The sequence below is a fragment of the Geodermatophilus amargosae genome, from assembly GCF_900116515.1.
Lineage (GTDB): Bacteria > Actinomycetota > Actinomycetes > Mycobacteriales > Geodermatophilaceae > Geodermatophilus > Geodermatophilus amargosae.
This window is the reverse complement of sequence record NZ_FPBA01000005.1, coordinates 259,939-275,938: the sequence shown is the minus strand read 5'-3', so window position 1 is coordinate 275,938 and position 16,000 is coordinate 259,939. Positions and strand designations below refer to the sequence as shown.

The following is a 16,000-nucleotide window of genomic DNA, read 5'->3' as shown; positions in this document are numbered from 1 at the left end:
GGGTCAGCGGTCGGAGTCGGAGTAGATGACCATCCCGCGGATGTTCTTGCCGTCGCGCATGTCCTGGTAGCCCTGGTTGATGTCCTCGAGCTTGTACTTCGTGGTGGCGAGCTCGTCGAGCTTGAGCTGGCCCTCCTGGTAGAGGGCGAGCAGCTCGGGGATCGCCGCCCGCGGGGCCAGGCCGCCGAAGATCGCGCCCTGCAGGTCCTTCTGCAGCAGCGTGAGCTCGAAGAGGCTGAGCTTGACGTCGGTGTTGGCGGCGTTGCCCATGCCGGTGACGACGGCGCGGCCGCCCTTGCCGGTCAGGGTGAGCGCGGCCTGGATGTCCTCGCCCTGGATGTCGCCGACGGTGATGATCGTCTTCTCGGCCATCCGGCCCCAGGTCAGCTCGTTGACCTTCTCGGTGGCCTCCTCGGCCGACTCGAAGACGTGCGTGGCGCCCATCTCCATCGCCCACTCGCGCTTGCGCGCCACCGGGTCGATGACCATGACCCGCTTGGCCCCGGCCGCCGCGGCGCCCTGGACGGCGTTCATGCCGACGCCGCCGGCGCCCATCACGACGACGTTCTCCCCGGGCCGGACGTCGGCGACCTTGGTGGCCGAGCCCCAGCCGGTGGTGACGCCGCAGCCGACCAGCGCGGCGATCTCCAGCGGGATGTCCGGCTCGATCTTCACGACCGACGCCTGGTGCACCGTGATGTAGGGCGAGAACGTGCCCAGCAGGCACATGGGGATGACGTCCTGGCCGCGGGCCTGGATGCGGTAGCTGCCGTCGGAGATCGACGTGCCGGCCAGCAGGCTGGCCCCGAGGTCGCAGAGGTTCTGCATCCCCTTCGAACACGGCGGGCACTGCCCGCAGGCGGGGATGAACGCGGTGACGACGTGGTCGCCCTCCTGCAGCCCCGTGACGCCCGGACCGACCTTGGTGACGACGCCGGAACCCTCGTGCCCGCCGATCACCGGGTAGAAGGCGACCGGCGTGCCGCCGGTGACGAGGTGCTCGTCGCTGTGGCACAGCCCGGAGGCGGCCACCTGGACCTGGACCTCGCCCTCCTTCGGGTCACCCAGCTCGATCTCCTCGATCGACCACTCCTCGCCAACGCCCCACAGGATCGCGCCCTTGGTCTTCACCCGGTGTCCTCTCGGTCCAGCCCGCCGACTCTGGCGGGCAGCCTGGTACGCACTCTCCCCTGGAGTGTGCGCCGGGCCACAGACTCAGTGCGGCACGGGGTGCCGTCAAGGGACCGCAACGGTGTGCAACGCGCCGTGACGTCACCGCCCGTCGACGGTCACCGCGGTGAAGGGGAGGTGCGGTTCCACCCAGGGGAAGACGACGAACAGCAGCAGCGCGGCCACGGCCAGCGCGAGCAGCAGCGACAACCCCGAGCGGGTCACCGTCCCCCCGGGCAGGCGCCGCCAGATCCACCGGTACACGCGGTCCCTCCTCAGCCCTCGGTCAGGGCCGGCGGCCCGTCGGGTGCCTGCGCGCGGGGAACGCCCGGGCCGTCGAGGACGGCGTGCACGACCAGCCGCTGCCGCGCCGAGTACCGCGGGTGGCAGGTGGTGAGCGTCAGGTAGGCGCCGGTGGGCGCGGCGTCGGCGGCGCCGCCGGGCGTCGGTGCGATGACCTCGACGTCGGCCGGCGACACGATCTGCCGGCCGGGGACGCCGTGGGGGTCCTGGCCGTCGGCGAGCACGCGGTAGGTGAACCACCCGTCGGCCACCTCGACGACGATCGGGTCACCGGGCTGCATCCGGTCCAGGTCCAGGAAGGGCGAGCCGCGGCCCACCCGGTGCCCGGCGAGGGCGACGTTGCCCTGCTGGCCGGGCATCGCCGTCCCGGCGTAGTGGCCCGGGCCCTGCGACAGCTGTTCCTCACTGGTCCCCTCGAGGACGACGCGCGACCAGTCCTCGCCCAGCCGCGGCACGTGCAGGACGGCGAACGGCTGCCCGACCGGCACCTCGGCGGGCGACGTCGGGACGCCGGCGGCCGGCTGCTGCGCGGACCACTCCGTCTCCAGTCGGTCGGCGAGCCGGTCCTGGTCGCGGGCGCTGGACAGGTCGGTGATCCACAGCTCGTAGACGACGAACAGCAGCAGCACGACGCCGGCGGTGACCAGCGTCTGCCCCAGGCCGCTGACGAGCGTGCGCCAGCGGCCCCCGCCCGTCCGGCCGTACCGGTGCCACTCGGAGGGTGCGGCGTCGGAGGGTGCGGTGTCGGCGGGTGCCGCGTCGGTCGATGGCATGGCGGGACCACGATGCCAGTCGCGGACGGCGGCGGTCGGCGACACTGGACGGCGTGTCGTCGCAGCCGGTGGTCCCCCCGGTGGTGGTGGTCGGCGCCGGACCCGTCGGCGCGACCGCCGCGCTGCTCCTCGCCCGGCGCGGGCTGCCCGTGCTCCTGCTCGACCGGCGGCCGCACCCCTCCGGGCTGCCGCGGGCGGTGCACCTCGACGACGAGGCGCTGCGGGCGCTGGCCGACGCCGGCGTCGTCGAGGAGTTCCTCGCGGTGAGCCGGCCCATGGCGGGGCTGCGGCTGCTCGACGCGCGGCACCGCACCCTCGCCGAGTTCCGCCGCACCGGGGGCGCCGGGCGGCACGGCTGGCCGCAGGCGTCGATGTTCCACCAGCCCGACCTCGAGCGGCTGCTGCGTGCCGCGATCGACCGCACCCCGGGCATCGAGGTGTGCGGGGGCGAGGAGATCGTGGGACTGGCGGACGCGGACCGGTCCGTCACGGTGACGGTGGTCGAGCGGGCCACCGGGCGCCGCCGCGACGTCGTCGCCTCGGCCGTCCTCGGCTGCGACGGGGCGAACAGCACCGTGCGCGGCCTGATCGGCGCGCGCATGCGCGACCTCGGCCGGCCCGACCGGTGGCTCGTGGTCGACCTGCGCACGCGGGTCCCGCTGCCGGTCTGGCCCGGCGTGCACCAGGTGTGCGACCCGGACCGCGCGGCGACGTTCATGCCGGTCAGCGGCGACCGGTACCGCTTCGAGACGCGGCTGCGGACGGGGGAGGACGCCGCGGACCTGACCGGCCCGGCGCTGACCGAGCTGCTGGCGCCGTTCGGGGCGCAGGACGCCGAGGTCGTCCGCGCGGCCGAGTACGTGCACCGCGCGCAGGTGACCGACCGCTGGCGGCGTGGCCGGGTGCTGGTGGCCGGCGACGCCGCCCACCTCACCCCGCCGTTCGTCGGGCAGGGCCTGGCACTGGGTCTGCGCGACGTGCACCAGCTCGCCTGGAAGGTCGCCGCCGTCGTGACCGGCGCGGCCGGCGAGGACCTCCTCGACACCCACGGGGCCGAGCGGGGCCCGCACGCCCGGGCGCTGGTCCGGCTCGCGGCCCTGGTCGGGCGGCTGATGACCGGCGGGGGAGCCGGCGCGGTGCCGGTGCGCCGGGCGGCGCTCACCGCCGTCGCGCGGGTCCCGGCGCTGGCCGCCTACGCCACCGAGAGCCGGACGCCGCCGCTGCGCCCCGGGCCGCTGGTCGACCGGCGCGGCAGGGCCGGGCGCCGGCTGGCCGGGACGCTCGTGCCGCGTGCCCGGGTCCGTGCCGGCGGGCAGGAGTGCCGGATCGACGACGTCCTCGGCTCGGGCACCGCGGTCGTGGCGTCGGCGGGACCGGGGTGCGTCGCCGTGACCACCGGCGGGCGGCGCACCGAGGTGGAGGACGTCGACGGCGCGCTGACCTGCTGGTTGAGGGAGGCGGGGGCACGCTTCGCCGTCGTCCGGCCCGACCGGGTGGTACGCGCGGCCGGCTGAGGCGCATCCCCGCGCGCCGGGCTGGGTAGCGGACCGGTCATGCAGATCGACAAGGCACAGATCCTCCAGCTGCTGCAGTCCCAGGGCGACGACGCCAAGGCGCAGCAGGCCGACCAGGAACTGCCCGGAACGGTCGACACCGACCAGCACGCCGGGATCCTGCAGAAGCTCGGACTCGACCCGATGGACCTGATCAAGATGCTCGGCGGTGGCGGAGGTGGCCAGGGCGGCGGCCTCGGCGGCGCCATCGGCGGCATCCTCGGCCGCTAGACGCCGGGCCCGCAGCCGCGCCGTGTGCACACGGCGCGGCTGGGGCGGCGTCCGGGGCGCCGTGGGTGCACACGTCGCTAGCGGCCGCCCTCCGCCACCCGCTTGATCGCCGCGAGGGTGGCCGGGATGCCCTCGTGCGCCGCCCGGATCCGCAGCTGCACCTGGTGCGGCGCGTCGTCGCCGTAGCGCTCCTCCATGAAGGCCAGGCCGTCGGGCAGGAACTGCCAGGTCTCGGTCAGCCGGGTGCCGCCGTCGACCTGCTCCAGCAGGTAGCCCCACCGCGCCCGCGAGCCGCCGACCAGCCAGGCGAACTCCCGGCCGCGGTCGGCCACGTCGACCCGGCTGCGCGTCTCCCACGTCCGCTCCGGCGTGACGTTGCGGCCGGTGAACCAGTCGCCCACCTGCCCGGTCGCCCCCTCGTCCCACCAGCAGGCGACGCACACCGGGCTCCACTCGCCGGTGCGGGTCACGTCGCTGACCAGGTCGTAGAGCTCCGCGGGGGAGACGGCGACGACGACGGAGTCCGAGTGCGTCAGGTCATCCACGTCCGGGAGTGTGCCGTCTCCCGCCGTGGCGCATGCTGACCGGCGATGACCAGCACGAGCACCGCCTACGACGTCGCCGCCGTCCGTGCGGACTTCCCCGCCCTGCGCGCCGGCGCCGCCCACTTCGACGGCCCCGGCGGCTCGCAGGTGCCGCGCCAGGTCGCCGAGGCGGTGGCCACCACGCTGACCGCGCCGATCGCCAACCGCGGCCGGCTGACCGAGGCCGAGCGCAACGCCGACGACGTCGTCCTGGGCGCCCGCGCCGCCGTCGCCGACCTGGTCGGGGGCGATCCCGGCGGCGTGGTGTTCGGCCGCTCCATGACGCAGCTGACCTACGACCTCTCCCGCGCGCTCGCGGCCGGCTGGGGTCCCGGCGACGAGGTCGTCGTCACCCGGCTGGACCACGACGCCAACGTGCGCCCCTGGGTGCAGGCCGCGGCCGCCCGCGGGGCCACGGTCCGCTGGGCCGACCTCGACCCGGCCACCGGCGAACTGACCCCCGAGGCGCTCGCGGGCGTGCTGTCCGACCGCACCCGGCTGGTCGCGGTCACCGGCGCCTCCAACCTGATCGGCACCCGCCCCGACGTCCCGGCGCTCACCGCGCTGGCGCACGGGGCCGGCGCGCTCGCCTACGTCGACGGCGTGCACCTCACCGCGCACGCGCCGGTCGACGTCGCGGCGCTCGGCGCGGACCTCTACGCCTGCTCGCCGTACAAGTTCCTCGGCCCCCACCTGGGCTGCGTCGTCGCCGCGCCGTCGCTGCTGGAGACGCTGCACCCGGACAAGCTGCTGCCCTCCACCGACGCCGTCCCCGAGCGCTTCGAGCTCGGCACGCTGCCCTACGAGATGCTCGCCGGGACCACCGCGGCGGTCGACTACCTGGCGGCGCTGGGCGGGGCCGGTGGTGAGGGCGACCGGCGGGCGCGGCTGCTCGCGGGCATGGCCGCCGTCGAGGCGCACGAGGACCGGCTGCGCGAACGGGTCGAGGAGGGCGTCGCGGAGCTGCCCGGCGTCACGCTGTGGTCGCGCGCCCGGCACCGCACGCCGACGCTGCTGCTCACCTGGGCCGACCGTCCCGCCGCCGAGGTCTCCCGCGCGCTGGCCGGGCGCGGCGTCAACGCCCCCGCCGGCAGCTTCTACGCGATCGAGGCCTCGCGGGCGCTCGGCCTCGGCGACACCGGCGGTCTGCGGGTGGGCCTGGCGCCCTACAGCGACGACGACGACGTCGACCGCCTGGTCGAGGGCCTGCGCGCCGCGACCGCCCAGGCATAGGAAGCTATCCGCACGGATCGCGGCCCGGGACGTGCGCATAGCCTCCTATGCTGCGTCGGGGTCAGCGCAGGTCGGGGAAGCCCTCCGCGAGCTGGGTGAACGCCGTCCGCAGCGCCTCGGCCAGCGAGCCGCCCTCGCCCGAGAGCCACACCTCGAAGGCGGTGGTGGCCGCCGCGCGGGTGGTGGCGGCCACCAGCCGGGGGAGCAGCGCGGAGGGGTCCTGCCCGCGGCGCCGCGCGACGTAGCGCGCCACGACCTCGTCGACGTCGGCGTAGCGCACCTGCGAGTGCGCCTGCAGCGCCGGCTCGGTGAGGATCAGCCGCATCCGCTGGCGCAGCACCGGCAGGTCGGCCTCGGCGTAGTCGTTGACCTCGACGTAGGCACCGAAGACGGCCGGCAGCACCGCGACGTCGTCCCCGGCCGCGTCGAGCAGGGCGGCCAGCCGGGACACGTGGCCGGCGAAGTCCCCCCACACGGCGTCGGCCTTGCTGCCCACGTGCCGGAAGAACGTGCGCCGGCTGGTGCCCGCGACGGCGGCGATCTCCTCGATGGTCACCTGCTCGAAGCCCTGGGCGCCGAAGAGCTCCAGGGCCGCCCGCTCGATCCGGGCGCGGGTGCCCGCCCGCCCGCCCCCCACGCGCAGCGGGACGGGGGAGGGGGTCCCGGGCGGGACGTCCGCGGCCGACGACGAGCTCACGGCTCCATCCTGGCCCACCCGGCCGGGGAGGTCAGCCCCCGGCCACGTGCGGGGGAACCGGCCCTCGCTTGCCGGTGGCACTCGGTGTCTCTAACGTCCCCCGCATCCCGTTCCGCCGCTCCCCGGAGGTCCGCATGCCCGAGACGACCGCCTCGACCGAGACGCAGGCCGAGACCCAGGCCGAGACCCAGACCGTCGCCGAGGAGGCCCTGTCCGAGGAGGGCATGGTCGAGGAGTCCCTCGTCGAGGAGGTCTCCATCGACGGCATGTGCGGCGTCTACTGAGCGCACCCGCCGTGGACCCGACCGCTCCGGCCGCGGATGACTCCGTCCCGGCCGCGTCCGACCCGGCTGCCTTCGACCCGGCGCTGCCCTGGCGGCGCGCCCGGTCGGTGGCCCTGCGGCCGGAGCCGTTCGGGGCGCTCGTCTACCACTTCGGCAACCGGAAGCTGTCCTTCCTCAAGTCGAAGACGCTGGTCACCGTCGTGGAGACGCTGGCCGATCACCCCAGTGCCGACGCGACCCTCGTCGCGTGCGGCGTCCCCGGGGCGCAGCGGCCCGCCTACGTCAAGGCGCTGGCCGACCTCGCCCGCTCGCAGATGATCGAACGCCGGGAGCCCTCCGCATGACCGCCGTGATCCCGCAGCGCCCCGTCGGTGGGCGGCTGGTCGACCAGTTCGAGTACGGCCTGGACGCTCCCATCTGCCTCACCTGGGAGCTCACCTACGCCTGCAACCTGGCGTGCGTGCACTGCCTGTCCTCCTCGGGCCGGCGCGACCCGCGCGAGCTGACCACCGCCGAGGCCGAGGGCGTCATCGACGAGCTGCAGCGGATGCAGGTCTTCTACGTCAACGTCGGCGGCGGCGAGCCCACCGTCCGGCCGGACTTCTGGCACCTGCTCGACTACGCCATCGGTCACGACGTCGGCGTCAAGTTCTCCACCAACGGCGTCAAGCTGAACCGGGAGCGGGCCGCCCAGCTGGCGGCCACCGACTACGTCGACGTGCAGATCTCCCTCGACGGCGCCACCGCCGAGGTCAACGACCGGGTCCGCGGCACCGGCTCGTTCGCCACCGCCGTCACGGCCCTGGAGAACCTCGCCGAGGCCGGGATGAAGGACTTCAAGGTCTCCGTGGTGGTGACGCGGGAGAACGTCGGCCAGCTCGACGAGTTCCGGGCGCTGACCGACCGCTACGGCGCCCAGCTTCGGATCACCCGCTTCCGTCCCTCGGGTCGCGGGGCCGACGTCTGGGACCAGCTGCACCCCACCCAGGCCCAGCAGCGCGAGCTCTACTCGTGGCTGCTGGCCAACGGCGACCGGGTGCTCACCGGCGACTCGTTCTTCCACCTGTCGGCCTACGGCGAGGCGCTGCCGGGCCTGAACCTCTGCGGCGCCGGTCGCGTGGTCTGCCTGATCGACCCGGTCGGCGACGTCTACGCCTGCCCGTTCGCCATCCACGAGCAGTTCCTCGCCGGCAACGTGCGCGGCGAGGGCGGCTTCCAGCGGGTGTGGCAGCAGTCGGACCTGTTCCAGGAGCTGCGCAGCCCGCAGACCGGCGGCGCGTGCACGAAGTGCGCGCACTTCGACGCCTGCCGCGGCGGCTGCATGGCGGCGAAGTTCTTCACCGGCCTGCCGCTGGACGGGCCCGACCCCGAGTGCGTGCAGGGCTACGGCGAGTCCGCCCTGGCCGCGCGCGACCTCGACCTGGTCAAGCCCAAGAGCCACCTCGACCACTCGCACACCGGCCCGGTGCGCGGCCAGCCGACGCTGCTGGGCATGCCGGCCATCCCCGCGCTGCCCACACCCACACCGCCCGCCCGGATCTGCGACGAGTCGCCGCTCGCGGGCGTCCCGCTCGCCTGACCCCTCAGCGGGTCGGGGCCACCAGGGACGGCCCCGACCCGTCGGGCAGCAGGCCCGGGGTGAGGTCGGCGAGGGTCATGGTCGCGAACAGGGCGACGAGGACGGCGAGAGTGAGCACGGGGCACCTCCGGTTGACGTGCCCCCAGCCTGACCGCCGTCCCTGACCGGTCCCGGGGACCTGCCTGGGAGTCGGCTGGACGCCCGCGGGGGGTACGGCGGACGCGCTCGCCGCCGCATCCCGGGGCGTCACGGCAGGTCGACGACGTCCTTCTCGCCGGTGCTCGGCTGGCTCCCGGTGGCCTTGGCCTTGACGAAGCTCAGCGCCGTCGCCAGGCGGTTGCCCGGGCTGTCCCAGTACTCCGCGGTGTCGCCGTCGACCTTGACCAGCACCACGGACGGGTCCTCGGGACCCTGGGGCAGCCACGCCTCGACGCCGCTGTTCCACAGCTCCTTCTTCTTCGCCACGTCGTCGACCACCCGGGCGGTCCCGGTCAGGGAGACCCACGTGCCGCCGGAGCCCATGCCGACGTTGACCTGCGGCGAGGCGGAGATGTGCGCCAGCCACGGGGCGTCGTGCTCGGCGAAGAACCAGAGGTCGCCGTCGAACTCGACCTCCTGCAGCGACATGGGGCGGCTGGTCAGCCGGCCGTCGGGCATGGTCGTGGTGAGGAAGCCGAACTTCTGGCCCTTGATGAGCTCGGCGACCTTGCGGGTGGCTTCCGGGGAGTCGGTGGTCATGTCCCTGCCCTTCCCCGTTTCCGCCGGGGAACACGGGCGGCGACGCGTGTCGGGACGGGAAGGGTGTCCGTGGACACGGCGGTGCGCCGGAATGGACCGGCACCGGGGCGGCTTCGCCATCGACGTGACGACCATCCAGGACCGGCCGACCGCGCCGACCGCGACGACCGACCGGCCCGGGACGGCCCGCACCGCCCTCACCCTCGGCGCCTTCGTGGCGCTCGGCCCGCTGACCGTGGACATGTACCTGCCGGCCCTGCCGACCATCGCAGACGACCTGCGGGCCAGCGCGGCGACGGTGCAGCTCACCCTCACCGGCACCCTCGTCGGCCTCGCGCTCGGCCAGCTGGTCCTCGGCCCGCTCTCCGATGCCCTCGGCCGCAGGCGGCCCCTGCTGGCCGGGACGGCGCTGCACGTCGTCGCCTCGCTGCTGGTGCTCGTCGCGCCGTCGATCGAGGTGCTCGGGCTGCTGCGCTTCCTGCAGGGCGTGGGGACGGCGGCCGGGGCGGTGGTCGCCCTCGCCGTCGTGCGCGACCTGTTCCAGGGGCGCGCGGCGGCGACCATGCTGTCGCGGCTCTTCCTCGTCCTCGGGGCGGCGCCGGTGCTCGCGCCGACCATCGGGGGCGAGGTCCTGCGGATCACCTCCTGGCGCGGCGTCTTCGTGGTGCTGGGCGCCTACGGGCTGCTGCTGCTCGCCGTCGGCTGGTTCGCCGTCCGCGAGACCCTGCCGCCGGAGCGCCGGCGCAGCAGCGGCCTCGCCGGGACGCTGCGCAGCTACCGGGCGCTGTTCCGCGACCGCGCCTACGTCGGCCTCGTCCTGGTCGCGGGCCTGACCATGGCCGGGCTGTTCAGCTACGTCTCGGGCTCCTCGTTCGTCTTCCAGGACCAGTTCGGCCTCGACGAGCAGCAGTTCGGCCTGATCTTCGGCGCCGGCGCCATCTGGCTGATCGGGGCCACCCAGCTCAACCCGGTCGTCCTGCGCTGGTTCTCCCCGGCCCAGGTGCTCGTGGCCGGCGTCGTCCTCGGCGCGCTGGCCGGCGCGGTCCTGCTCGCGCTCGCCGGCACCGGGACCGGCGGGCTGTGGGCGGTCGCGCTGTCGCTGTGGGCGGTGCTGTTCGCCTGCGGGCTGGCGCTGCCCAACGCCCCCGCGCTGGCGCTGTCCCGGCACGGCGAGGCCGCCGGGACCGCCGCGGCGCTGCTCGGCGCCGTGCAGTTCGGGGTCGGCGCGGCGGTCGCCCCGCTGGTCGGTGTCCTCGGCAACGACGCGGTCGCCATGGGTGCGGTCGTCGTCGGCGCGCTGGTGATCGCGCTCGCCGTCCTGGTGTTCGTCGTCCGGCCGTGGCAGCTGCCCGTGGATGACGAGGCCACCGACGAGGTCACCGCCGCGGTCGCTGCCTGAGCCCGGGCGGCAGGAACGGCCATTCCTGCCGCCTAGGCTGACCGCGTGCCCGACCTGGCCGGCGCCGCGTGGCCGGAGCTGCCCGAGCGGCCGCTGCTGACCGTCCCGCTCGGCTCGGTCGAGCAGCACGGGCACCACCTGCCGTCCGCCACGGACACGGTGGTGGCCGAGGCGGTCACCCGGGCCGCCGACCTCGACGCCGTGCTGGCCCCCGCGCTCGCGTACGGCGCCAGCGGCGAGCACGAGGACTTCCCCGGCACCGTCTCGATCGGCACCGAGGCGCTGATCACGCTGCTGGTCGAGTACGGGCGCTCGGCGTGCCGCTGGGCCGGCCGGCTGCTCGTGGTCAACGGGCACGGCGGCAACCTCGACGCGCTGCGCCGGGCGGTGCCCCTGCTGCGCACCGAGGGCCGCGACGCCGCCTGGTTCCCCTGCGGCGTCCCCGGCGGCGACGCGCACGCCGGGCGCACCGAGACCTCGCTGCTGTTGCACGTGGAACCGAGGTCGGTGCGGACCGACCGGTCCGTCCCGGGTGTGACGACGCCGATCTCCGACCTGCTGCCCCGGCTGCGCGCCGGGGGCGTGCGGGCGGTGAGCCCCACCGGCGTGCTCGGCGACCCGGCCGGCGCGTCCGCGGAGGAGGGTGCCCGGCTGCTCGCCGACCTCGCCGCCCGGCTGGCGGCGGCCGTGGCCCGCTGGGACGTCGGCGACGACGGGCGGCTGCGCTGAGCCGCGTCGGGAGCACCAGGATGGCGGGGAACGCGATCGGGGAGGAGACGTCGATGACCCAGCAGCCGGCCGTCGATCAGGGCGCGGGCGCCGCGGCGCCCGCGCGGGGCGCCGTCGAGACCAACGGCATCAACGTCATCGCCGAGGAGGAGCGCCGCGGGCGGCCGCGCTCGCTGTTCTGGCCGTGGTTCGGCGCCAACGTCAGCGTGCTCGGCCTGGCCTACGGGTCGTTCCTGCTCGGGTTCGGCATCTCCGCGGCGCAGGCGCTGGTGGCCGGCGTCGTCGGGATCGTCGTGTCGTTCCTGCTCTGCGGGCTGGTCGCGATCGCCGGCAAGCGCGGCTCGGCACCCACGCTGGTGCTCAGCCGCGCCGCGTTCGGCGTCCACGGCAACCGGGTGCCGGCGGCGCTGTCGTGGATCCTCACCGTCGGCTGGGAGACGGTGCTGGTCTCGCTGGCGACGCTGGCCACGGCCACGGTGTTCGGCCAGCTCGGCTGGAGCGGCGGGACGGCGACGCAGGTGGTCGCGCTGCTCGTCGTCGCGGCCCTGGTGGTGGCCGGCGGCGTCCTCGGCTTCGACGCGATCATGCGGATGCAGGCGGTCATCACGGTGGTCGGCGGTGTGCTCACCGTCGTCTACGTCGTCCTGGTGGCCGGCGACGTCCGGTGGTCGGCCGTGACCGACGTCCCGTCCGGCTCGACGGCGGCCGTCGTCGGCGCGCTGGTCCTGGCGATGACCGGCTACGGCTTCGGCTGGGTCAACGCCGCCGCCGACTACTCCCGCTACCTGCCGCGTGCCGCGTCCACCCGCGGCGTCGTCGGCTGGACGACGTTCGGCGGCGCGCTGGCCCCCGTCGTCCTGCTGGGCACCGGCCTGTTGCTGGCGGCCTCGGACCCGGAACTGTCCGGTGCGATCGCCGGGGACCCGATCGGCGCGCTCGCCGCCCTGCTCCCGACCTGGTTCCTCGTGCCGTTCGTCGTCGTCGCGGTCCTCGGCCTGGTGGGCGGCGCGCTGCTGGACATCTACTCGTCCGGCCTGTCGCTCCTGGCAGCCGGCATCCGGGTGCCCCGCCCGGTCGCGGCGGGCATCGACGGCGCGCTGATGGTGCTGGGCGCGATCTGGGTGGTCTTCTTCGCCGCCGGCGGCTTCTTCGTGCAGTTCCAGGGCTTCCTGATCACCCTGGGCGTCCCGATCGCGGCCTGGTGCGGCATCTTCCTCGCCGACCTCGCGCTGCGCCGCCGGTCCTACGCCGAGGCCGACCTGTACGACGCGCGCGGCCGCTACGGCGCCGTCCCGCCGGTGCCGCTGCTGCTCCTGGGAGCCGGGACGGTGCTCGGCTGGGGACTGGTCACCAACACCCTGGCCGGCTGGCTGGACTGGCAGGGCTACCTGCTCGGGCCGCTGGGCCTCGGCGGCCGGGAGGGCGACTGGGCGTTCGCCAACCTCGGCGTCCTGGCCGCCTTCCTCGTGGGGCTGATCGGCACCCTGGCGCTGCGCCGCACGGCCGTGCGGGCGCAGGAGGCCCTGAGGACGCAGGAGGCCGCCCCGGCGGTCCCGTGACGGCCTCCGGTGGTGCGCTGAGCGTTCAGCCCTGCAGGGCCTCGGCGAACAGCGGGACCGCGTTCTCCAGGGCGTACTCGGTACCGAGGACCGAGCCGCTGGAGAAGGCGTTGGCCAGCGTCTCGTCGTCGAGCAGGACCGCGGAGCCCTGCTGCACCGAGCCCAGCGTCTGCCACAGCGGGTTGCCGGTGATCTGCGACGGGTCGACGAAGATCGGGAAGACGACGGTCAGCGGCGCGTCGAGCAGCGAGACCTGCTCGTCGGAGACCGGCACGAAGAAGCTCTCCGTGGCGAGGTCCTGGATCGCCTGCTCGTTGATGAAGCCGAGGGTCTCCATGAAGTCGACGCGGGTGTCGCCGCGGACGTAGGCGCCGAAGCCCTCGGAGGAGAAGGCGCCGACGCCGACCTCGGTGCCGTCGAACTCCGGGTGGGCCGCGGCGGCGTCGGAGAAGCGCTGCTCGAGGTCGCTGCGCAGCAGCTCGGCCTCGTCGGTCCGGCCCAGCGCCTGGCCCACCAGGTCGAGCTGCTGCTGCCAGGTGGTCAGGTAGGGGTCCACGCCCTCGGGCTGGCCGATCGTCGGGGCGATGGCGCTGAGGAAGTCGTAGCGCTCCTGGGTGGCGGGGGAGCGGGTGTCGAGGATCAGGTCGGGCTCCAGCGCGGCGATCGCCTCGAGGCTGGGCTCGAGCGTCTCGATGACCTCCGGCGCCTCGTCGTAGAGGCCCTCGGCCCACGGCCCCACACCCTCGCCGCCGAAGGCCAGCCAGTCGCTCGCGCCGACCGGCTGCACGCCGAGCGCGAGCGCCGTCTCCGCGTCCGACCAGCCGAGGGCCACCACGCGCTGCGGCTCCTCGTCGACCTCGACGTCGCCGAACGCGGTGCTGACGGTGACCGGGAAGTCCCCGCTGCCGCCGCCGGCGGGCGAGGACGACGACGCGCCGGCCGCCGCCCCGGCGTCGTCGGCGCCGCACGCGGCCAGCGCCCCGGCGGTGGTGAGGGCGGCGGCGACCAGGGCGGTGCGCCGGAGCAGGGGACGGGACATGACGGTTCTCCTCGGACAGGTCAGGGAAGGCTCACCTAACCACGGTGGACTGGAGGCGGACCCGGCCGGTTCCCCCGCTAGGGTCCGGACGTGACGCACCTCCCCGGCTGGCTCGTCGTCGTGGACATGCAGCGGGTGTTCGGCGACCCGGACTCCCCGTGGACGGCGCCCCGCTTCGAGGAGGTCCGCCCGCGCGTCCGGCGCCTGGTGGACGCCTTCGGCGAGCGGGTCGTCCTCACCCGCTTCGTGGCGCCGCGGGAGCCCGCCGGCGCCTGGGTCGGCTACTACCAGCAGTACCCGTTCGCCCTGCAGCCGCCGGACGCCCCGCTCTACGACCTGGTCGACGACCCGGGCGCCGCGCGCGTGCTGACGGCGACCACGTTCGGCAAGTGGGGCCCGGAGCTGGCGGAGGCGGTCGGCGCCGGGCCGCTGACCGTGGCCGGCGTGGCCACCGACTGCTGCGTCGTCTCCACGGTGCTGCCGGCCGCCGACGCCGGCGTGCCCGTGCGGGTGGTCGCCGACGCCTGCGCCGGCAGCAGCGACGACGACCACGGCAAGGCGCTGGACCTCATGGGTCTCTACGCGCCGCTGGTGGAGGTCACCACCACCGACGCCGTGCTGGCCGGGTGAGGGTCCCGCTCCCGCCGGAGGCCCGGCTGCCCGACGGCTGGGCGGTGCACCTCGACCCGCGCACCCGCCGGCTCGAGGGCGGGGCGGCGCTGCTCGGCGGCTCGCCGCTGCGCCTGCTGCGGCTGGCCCCGCGGGCCCGCGACCTGCTCGCCGGCGACCGCCTCGCCGTCACGAGCCCGGCGACGGCGGCGCTCGCCGCCCGGCTGCAGGACGCCGGGGTCGCCGTCCCCGAGCCCGCCGGCCCGGCGCCCGGCCCCGGTGACGTCACCGTCGTCGTCCCGGTGCGCGACCGCACCGTCGGCGTCGTCCGGTTGCTGGCGGCGCTGCGCGCCGACCCGGACACCGCGGGGGTGCGGGTGCTCGTCGTCGACGACGGGTCGGCCGACGCCCCGGCGCTGGCGACGGCCGCCGCCGCGGGCGGTGCCGAGGTGCTCCGGCACGACCGCTCGCGAGGCCCCGCCGCGGCGCGCAACACCGGGCTGCGCGCCGCGACGACGGAGGCCGTGGCCTTCCTGGACTCCGACTGCGTGCCGCGGCCGGGCTGGCTGGGCGCGCTGCTGCCGCACCTCGCCGACCCGCGGCTGGCCGTCGTCGCCCCGCGGATCACCGCCCTGCCGGCCGCACACCCGGGCTGGGTGACGCCCTACGAGACGGCGGTCAGCGCCCTGGACATGGGGCCGCACCCGGGACCGGTCGCACCCCTGTCGGGCCTGTCCTACCTGCCCAGCGCCGCCCTGCTGGTCCGGCGGACCGCGCTGGGGGAGGGCTTCGACGCCGGCATGCGGGTGGCCGAGGACGTCGACCTGGTGTGGCGGCTGGCCGCCGCGAGGTGGCGCGTGCGCTACGAGCCGGCCGCGCGCGTCGACCACGAGCACCCGTCGTCCACGGTCGCCTGGCTGCGCCGGCGGGCCGTCTACGGCACCGGCGCGGCACCGCTGGCGGCCCGGCACGGCCGCGCCGTCGCGCCGGTGGTGGTCAGCCCGTGGTCGGCGGCCGCGCTGGTCCTGGCGGCGGGCGGCGGCCGGGCGGGGCGGGTGCTGGCGGTGGCCGTGCTCGGCGACGCGACGGTCCGCCTGGCACGCCGGCTCGCCGGCCCGGGCCGCCGCGCCCCCGCCGGACTGGCCGCCGTGCTCGTGCTGCGCGGCACCGCAGCGGCCGGCCGCACGCTCGCCCGCTCGGCCACCCGGCACCACTGGCCGCTCACCGCCGTCGCGGCGCTGGTCTCCCGCCGTGCCCGGTGGGCCGCGCTCGCCGTCGCCACCGCCGACGCCGTCCTCGCGTGGTGGCCGCACCGGGCGGAGGTGGGCCCGCTGCGCTTCGCCGTCGCGCGCCGGCTGGAGGACCTCGCCTACGGCGCCGGGCTGTGGGCGGGCGCCCTGTGCAGGCGCGACCCGTCGGCGCTGCTGCCGGCCTCGCCACCCCGCGTCTGACCTGCGGCCCCGCGCGTGGCGCGATCCTGCGACGCGGGTCACCATGGGCAGACCATGACTCTCAGCCCG

18 protein-coding genes are annotated in these 16,000 nt (G+C 75.8%); 11 read left to right on the top strand and 7 right to left on the bottom strand.

The window, feature by feature from the left end:
• Window positions 1-3: 3 nt before the first annotated feature.
• The 3 genes from BM414_RS10135 to BM414_RS10125 form a co-directional block, all read right to left on the bottom strand.
• A complete protein-coding gene (locus tag BM414_RS10135; protein WP_093579298.1) occupies window positions 4-1,131 on the bottom strand; it encodes an NDMA-dependent alcohol dehydrogenase in 1,128 nt (375 codons plus the stop codon).
• A 141-nt stretch (window positions 1,132-1,272) separates the two neighbouring features.
• Window positions 1,273-1,434, bottom strand: a complete 162-nt coding sequence (locus BM414_RS29295) for a hypothetical protein (RefSeq protein ID WP_093579297.1) — start codon at window positions 1,432-1,434, stop codon at window positions 1,273-1,275.
• Window positions 1,435-1,445: 11 nt separating this feature from the next.
• Window positions 1,446-2,246 (bottom strand): class E sortase, encoded by an 801-nt coding sequence (locus tag BM414_RS10125; protein WP_093579296.1) that lies wholly within the window; start codon window positions 2,244-2,246, stop codon window positions 1,446-1,448.
• 53 nt (window positions 2,247-2,299) lie between these two features.
• On the opposite strand from BM414_RS10125, the gene BM414_RS10120 reads away from it, so the two are divergent.
• Window positions 2,300-3,760, top strand: a complete 1,461-nt coding sequence (locus tag BM414_RS10120; protein WP_245784615.1) for a bifunctional 3-(3-hydroxy-phenyl)propionate/3-hydroxycinnamic acid hydroxylase — start codon at window positions 2,300-2,302, stop codon at window positions 3,758-3,760.
• Window positions 3,761-3,799: 39 nt separating this feature from the next.
• The gene (locus tag BM414_RS10115; protein ID WP_093579294.1) at window positions 3,800-4,030 is read left to right on the top strand and encodes a hypothetical protein; all 231 of its coding nucleotides are present in this window, start codon (window positions 3,800-3,802) and stop codon (window positions 4,028-4,030) included.
• A 77-nt stretch (window positions 4,031-4,107) separates the two neighbouring features.
• Here BM414_RS10115 and BM414_RS10110 read toward each other — a convergent pair whose 3' ends face one another.
• The gene (locus tag BM414_RS10110; protein WP_093579293.1) at window positions 4,108-4,575 is read right to left on the bottom strand and encodes an SRPBCC family protein; all 468 of its coding nucleotides are present in this window, start codon (window positions 4,573-4,575) and stop codon (window positions 4,108-4,110) included.
• A 45-nt stretch (window positions 4,576-4,620) separates the two neighbouring features.
• Between BM414_RS10110 and BM414_RS10105 the strand changes: the two genes are divergently transcribed.
• Window positions 4,621-5,847, top strand: coding sequence for a cysteine desulfurase-like protein (locus BM414_RS10105; protein WP_093579292.1), 1,227 nt, complete (start codon window positions 4,621-4,623; stop codon window positions 5,845-5,847).
• A gap of 61 nt (window positions 5,848-5,908) precedes the next feature.
• Here the strand turns inward: BM414_RS10105 and mftR are convergent, their stop codons facing one another.
• The gene (gene mftR, locus BM414_RS10100) at window positions 5,909-6,544 is read right to left on the bottom strand and encodes a mycofactocin system transcriptional regulator (protein WP_245784614.1); all 636 of its coding nucleotides are present in this window, start codon (window positions 6,542-6,544) and stop codon (window positions 5,909-5,911) included.
• Window positions 6,545-6,678: 134 nt separating this feature from the next.
• Between mftR and mftA the strand changes: the two genes are divergently transcribed.
• Genes mftA through mftC form a run of 3 tightly spaced genes read left to right on the top strand, consistent with a single transcriptional unit; the run spans window position 6,679 to window position 8,407 of the window.
• Entirely contained in the window at window positions 6,679-6,828 is a 150-nt protein-coding gene (mftA, locus tag BM414_RS10095) for a mycofactocin precursor MftA (RefSeq protein WP_093579291.1), read from the top strand.
• Between the two features lie 11 nt (window positions 6,829-6,839).
• A complete protein-coding gene (gene mftB / locus BM414_RS10090) occupies window positions 6,840-7,172 on the top strand; it encodes a mycofactocin biosynthesis chaperone MftB (protein ID WP_217644646.1) in 333 nt (110 codons plus the stop codon).
• Window positions 7,169-8,407: a mycofactocin radical SAM maturase gene (gene mftC, locus BM414_RS10085; protein WP_093579290.1), complete on the top strand. Its 1,239-nt coding sequence runs from the start codon at window positions 7,169-7,171 to the stop codon at window positions 8,405-8,407. The genes mftB and mftC overlap by 4 nt, the downstream gene beginning before the upstream one ends.
• A gap of 246 nt (window positions 8,408-8,653) precedes the next feature.
• Here mftC and BM414_RS10080 read toward each other — a convergent pair whose 3' ends face one another.
• Window positions 8,654-9,145: a pyridoxamine 5'-phosphate oxidase family protein gene (locus BM414_RS10080; RefSeq protein ID WP_093579289.1), complete on the bottom strand. Its 492-nt coding sequence runs from the start codon at window positions 9,143-9,145 to the stop codon at window positions 8,654-8,656.
• A gap of 91 nt (window positions 9,146-9,236) precedes the next feature.
• Here BM414_RS10080 and BM414_RS10075 point away from each other — a divergent pair, with 91 nt between their 5' ends.
• From BM414_RS10075 to BM414_RS10065, 3 genes are read left to right on the top strand one after another with little or no spacing between them, the layout of a single operon-like run.
• Entirely contained in the window at window positions 9,237-10,544 is a 1,308-nt protein-coding gene (locus BM414_RS10075; RefSeq protein ID WP_093579288.1) for a multidrug effflux MFS transporter, read from the top strand.
• Window positions 10,545-10,589: 45 nt separating this feature from the next.
• Entirely contained in the window at window positions 10,590-11,273 is a 684-nt protein-coding gene (gene mftE, locus BM414_RS10070) for a mycofactocin biosynthesis peptidyl-dipeptidase MftE (RefSeq protein ID WP_093579287.1), read from the top strand.
• A gap of 53 nt (window positions 11,274-11,326) precedes the next feature.
• Complete coding sequence (locus BM414_RS10065; protein WP_093579371.1) at window positions 11,327-12,832, top strand: purine-cytosine permease family protein; 1,506 nt, start codon at window positions 11,327-11,329, stop codon at window positions 12,830-12,832.
• A 25-nt stretch (window positions 12,833-12,857) separates the two neighbouring features.
• On the opposite strand, the gene BM414_RS10060 is transcribed toward BM414_RS10065, so the two are convergent.
• The gene (locus tag BM414_RS10060; protein WP_093579286.1) at window positions 12,858-13,871 is read right to left on the bottom strand and encodes an iron-siderophore ABC transporter substrate-binding protein; all 1,014 of its coding nucleotides are present in this window, start codon (window positions 13,869-13,871) and stop codon (window positions 12,858-12,860) included.
• A gap of 90 nt (window positions 13,872-13,961) precedes the next feature.
• Between BM414_RS10060 and BM414_RS10055 the strand changes: the two genes are divergently transcribed.
• Together BM414_RS10055 and mftF are read left to right on the top strand one after the other, a co-directional pair.
• Complete coding sequence (locus BM414_RS10055; protein ID WP_093579285.1) at window positions 13,962-14,501, top strand: cysteine hydrolase family protein; 540 nt, start codon at window positions 13,962-13,964, stop codon at window positions 14,499-14,501.
• Window positions 14,498-15,931 (top strand): mycofactocin biosynthesis glycosyltransferase MftF, encoded by a 1,434-nt coding sequence (mftF, locus tag BM414_RS10050; RefSeq protein WP_093579284.1) that lies wholly within the window; start codon window positions 14,498-14,500, stop codon window positions 15,929-15,931. Before BM414_RS10055 ends, mftF begins: the two co-directional genes overlap by 4 nt.
• The last annotated feature ends 69 nt before the right edge of the window (window positions 15,932-16,000 follow it).

Bases quoted from the DNA above. Each gene is read 5' to 3' on its own strand.
- mftC (WP_093579290.1), top strand. From the start codon at position 7,169: ATGACCGCCGTGATCCCGCAGCGCCCCGTCGGTGGGCGGCTGGTCGAC.
- BM414_RS10075 (WP_093579288.1), top strand. From the start codon at position 9,237: ATGGACCGGCACCGGGGCGGCTTCGCCATCGACGTGACGACCATCCAG.
- BM414_RS10125 (WP_093579296.1), bottom strand. From the start codon at position 2,246: ATGCCATCGACCGACGCGGCACCCGCCGACACCGCACCCTCCGACGCC.
- mftA (WP_093579291.1), top strand. From the start codon at position 6,679: ATGCCCGAGACGACCGCCTCGACCGAGACGCAGGCCGAGACCCAGGCC.
- BM414_RS10105 (WP_093579292.1), top strand. From the start codon at position 4,621: ATGACCAGCACGAGCACCGCCTACGACGTCGCCGCCGTCCGTGCGGAC.
- BM414_RS10115 (WP_093579294.1), top strand. From the start codon at position 3,800: ATGCAGATCGACAAGGCACAGATCCTCCAGCTGCTGCAGTCCCAGGGC.
- BM414_RS10080 (WP_093579289.1), bottom strand. From the start codon at position 9,145: ATGACCACCGACTCCCCGGAAGCCACCCGCAAGGTCGCCGAGCTCATC.
- BM414_RS10065 (WP_093579371.1), top strand. From the start codon at position 11,327: ATGACCCAGCAGCCGGCCGTCGATCAGGGCGCGGGCGCCGCGGCGCCC.
- BM414_RS10060 (WP_093579286.1), bottom strand. From the start codon at position 13,871: ATGTCCCGTCCCCTGCTCCGGCGCACCGCCCTGGTCGCCGCCGCCCTC.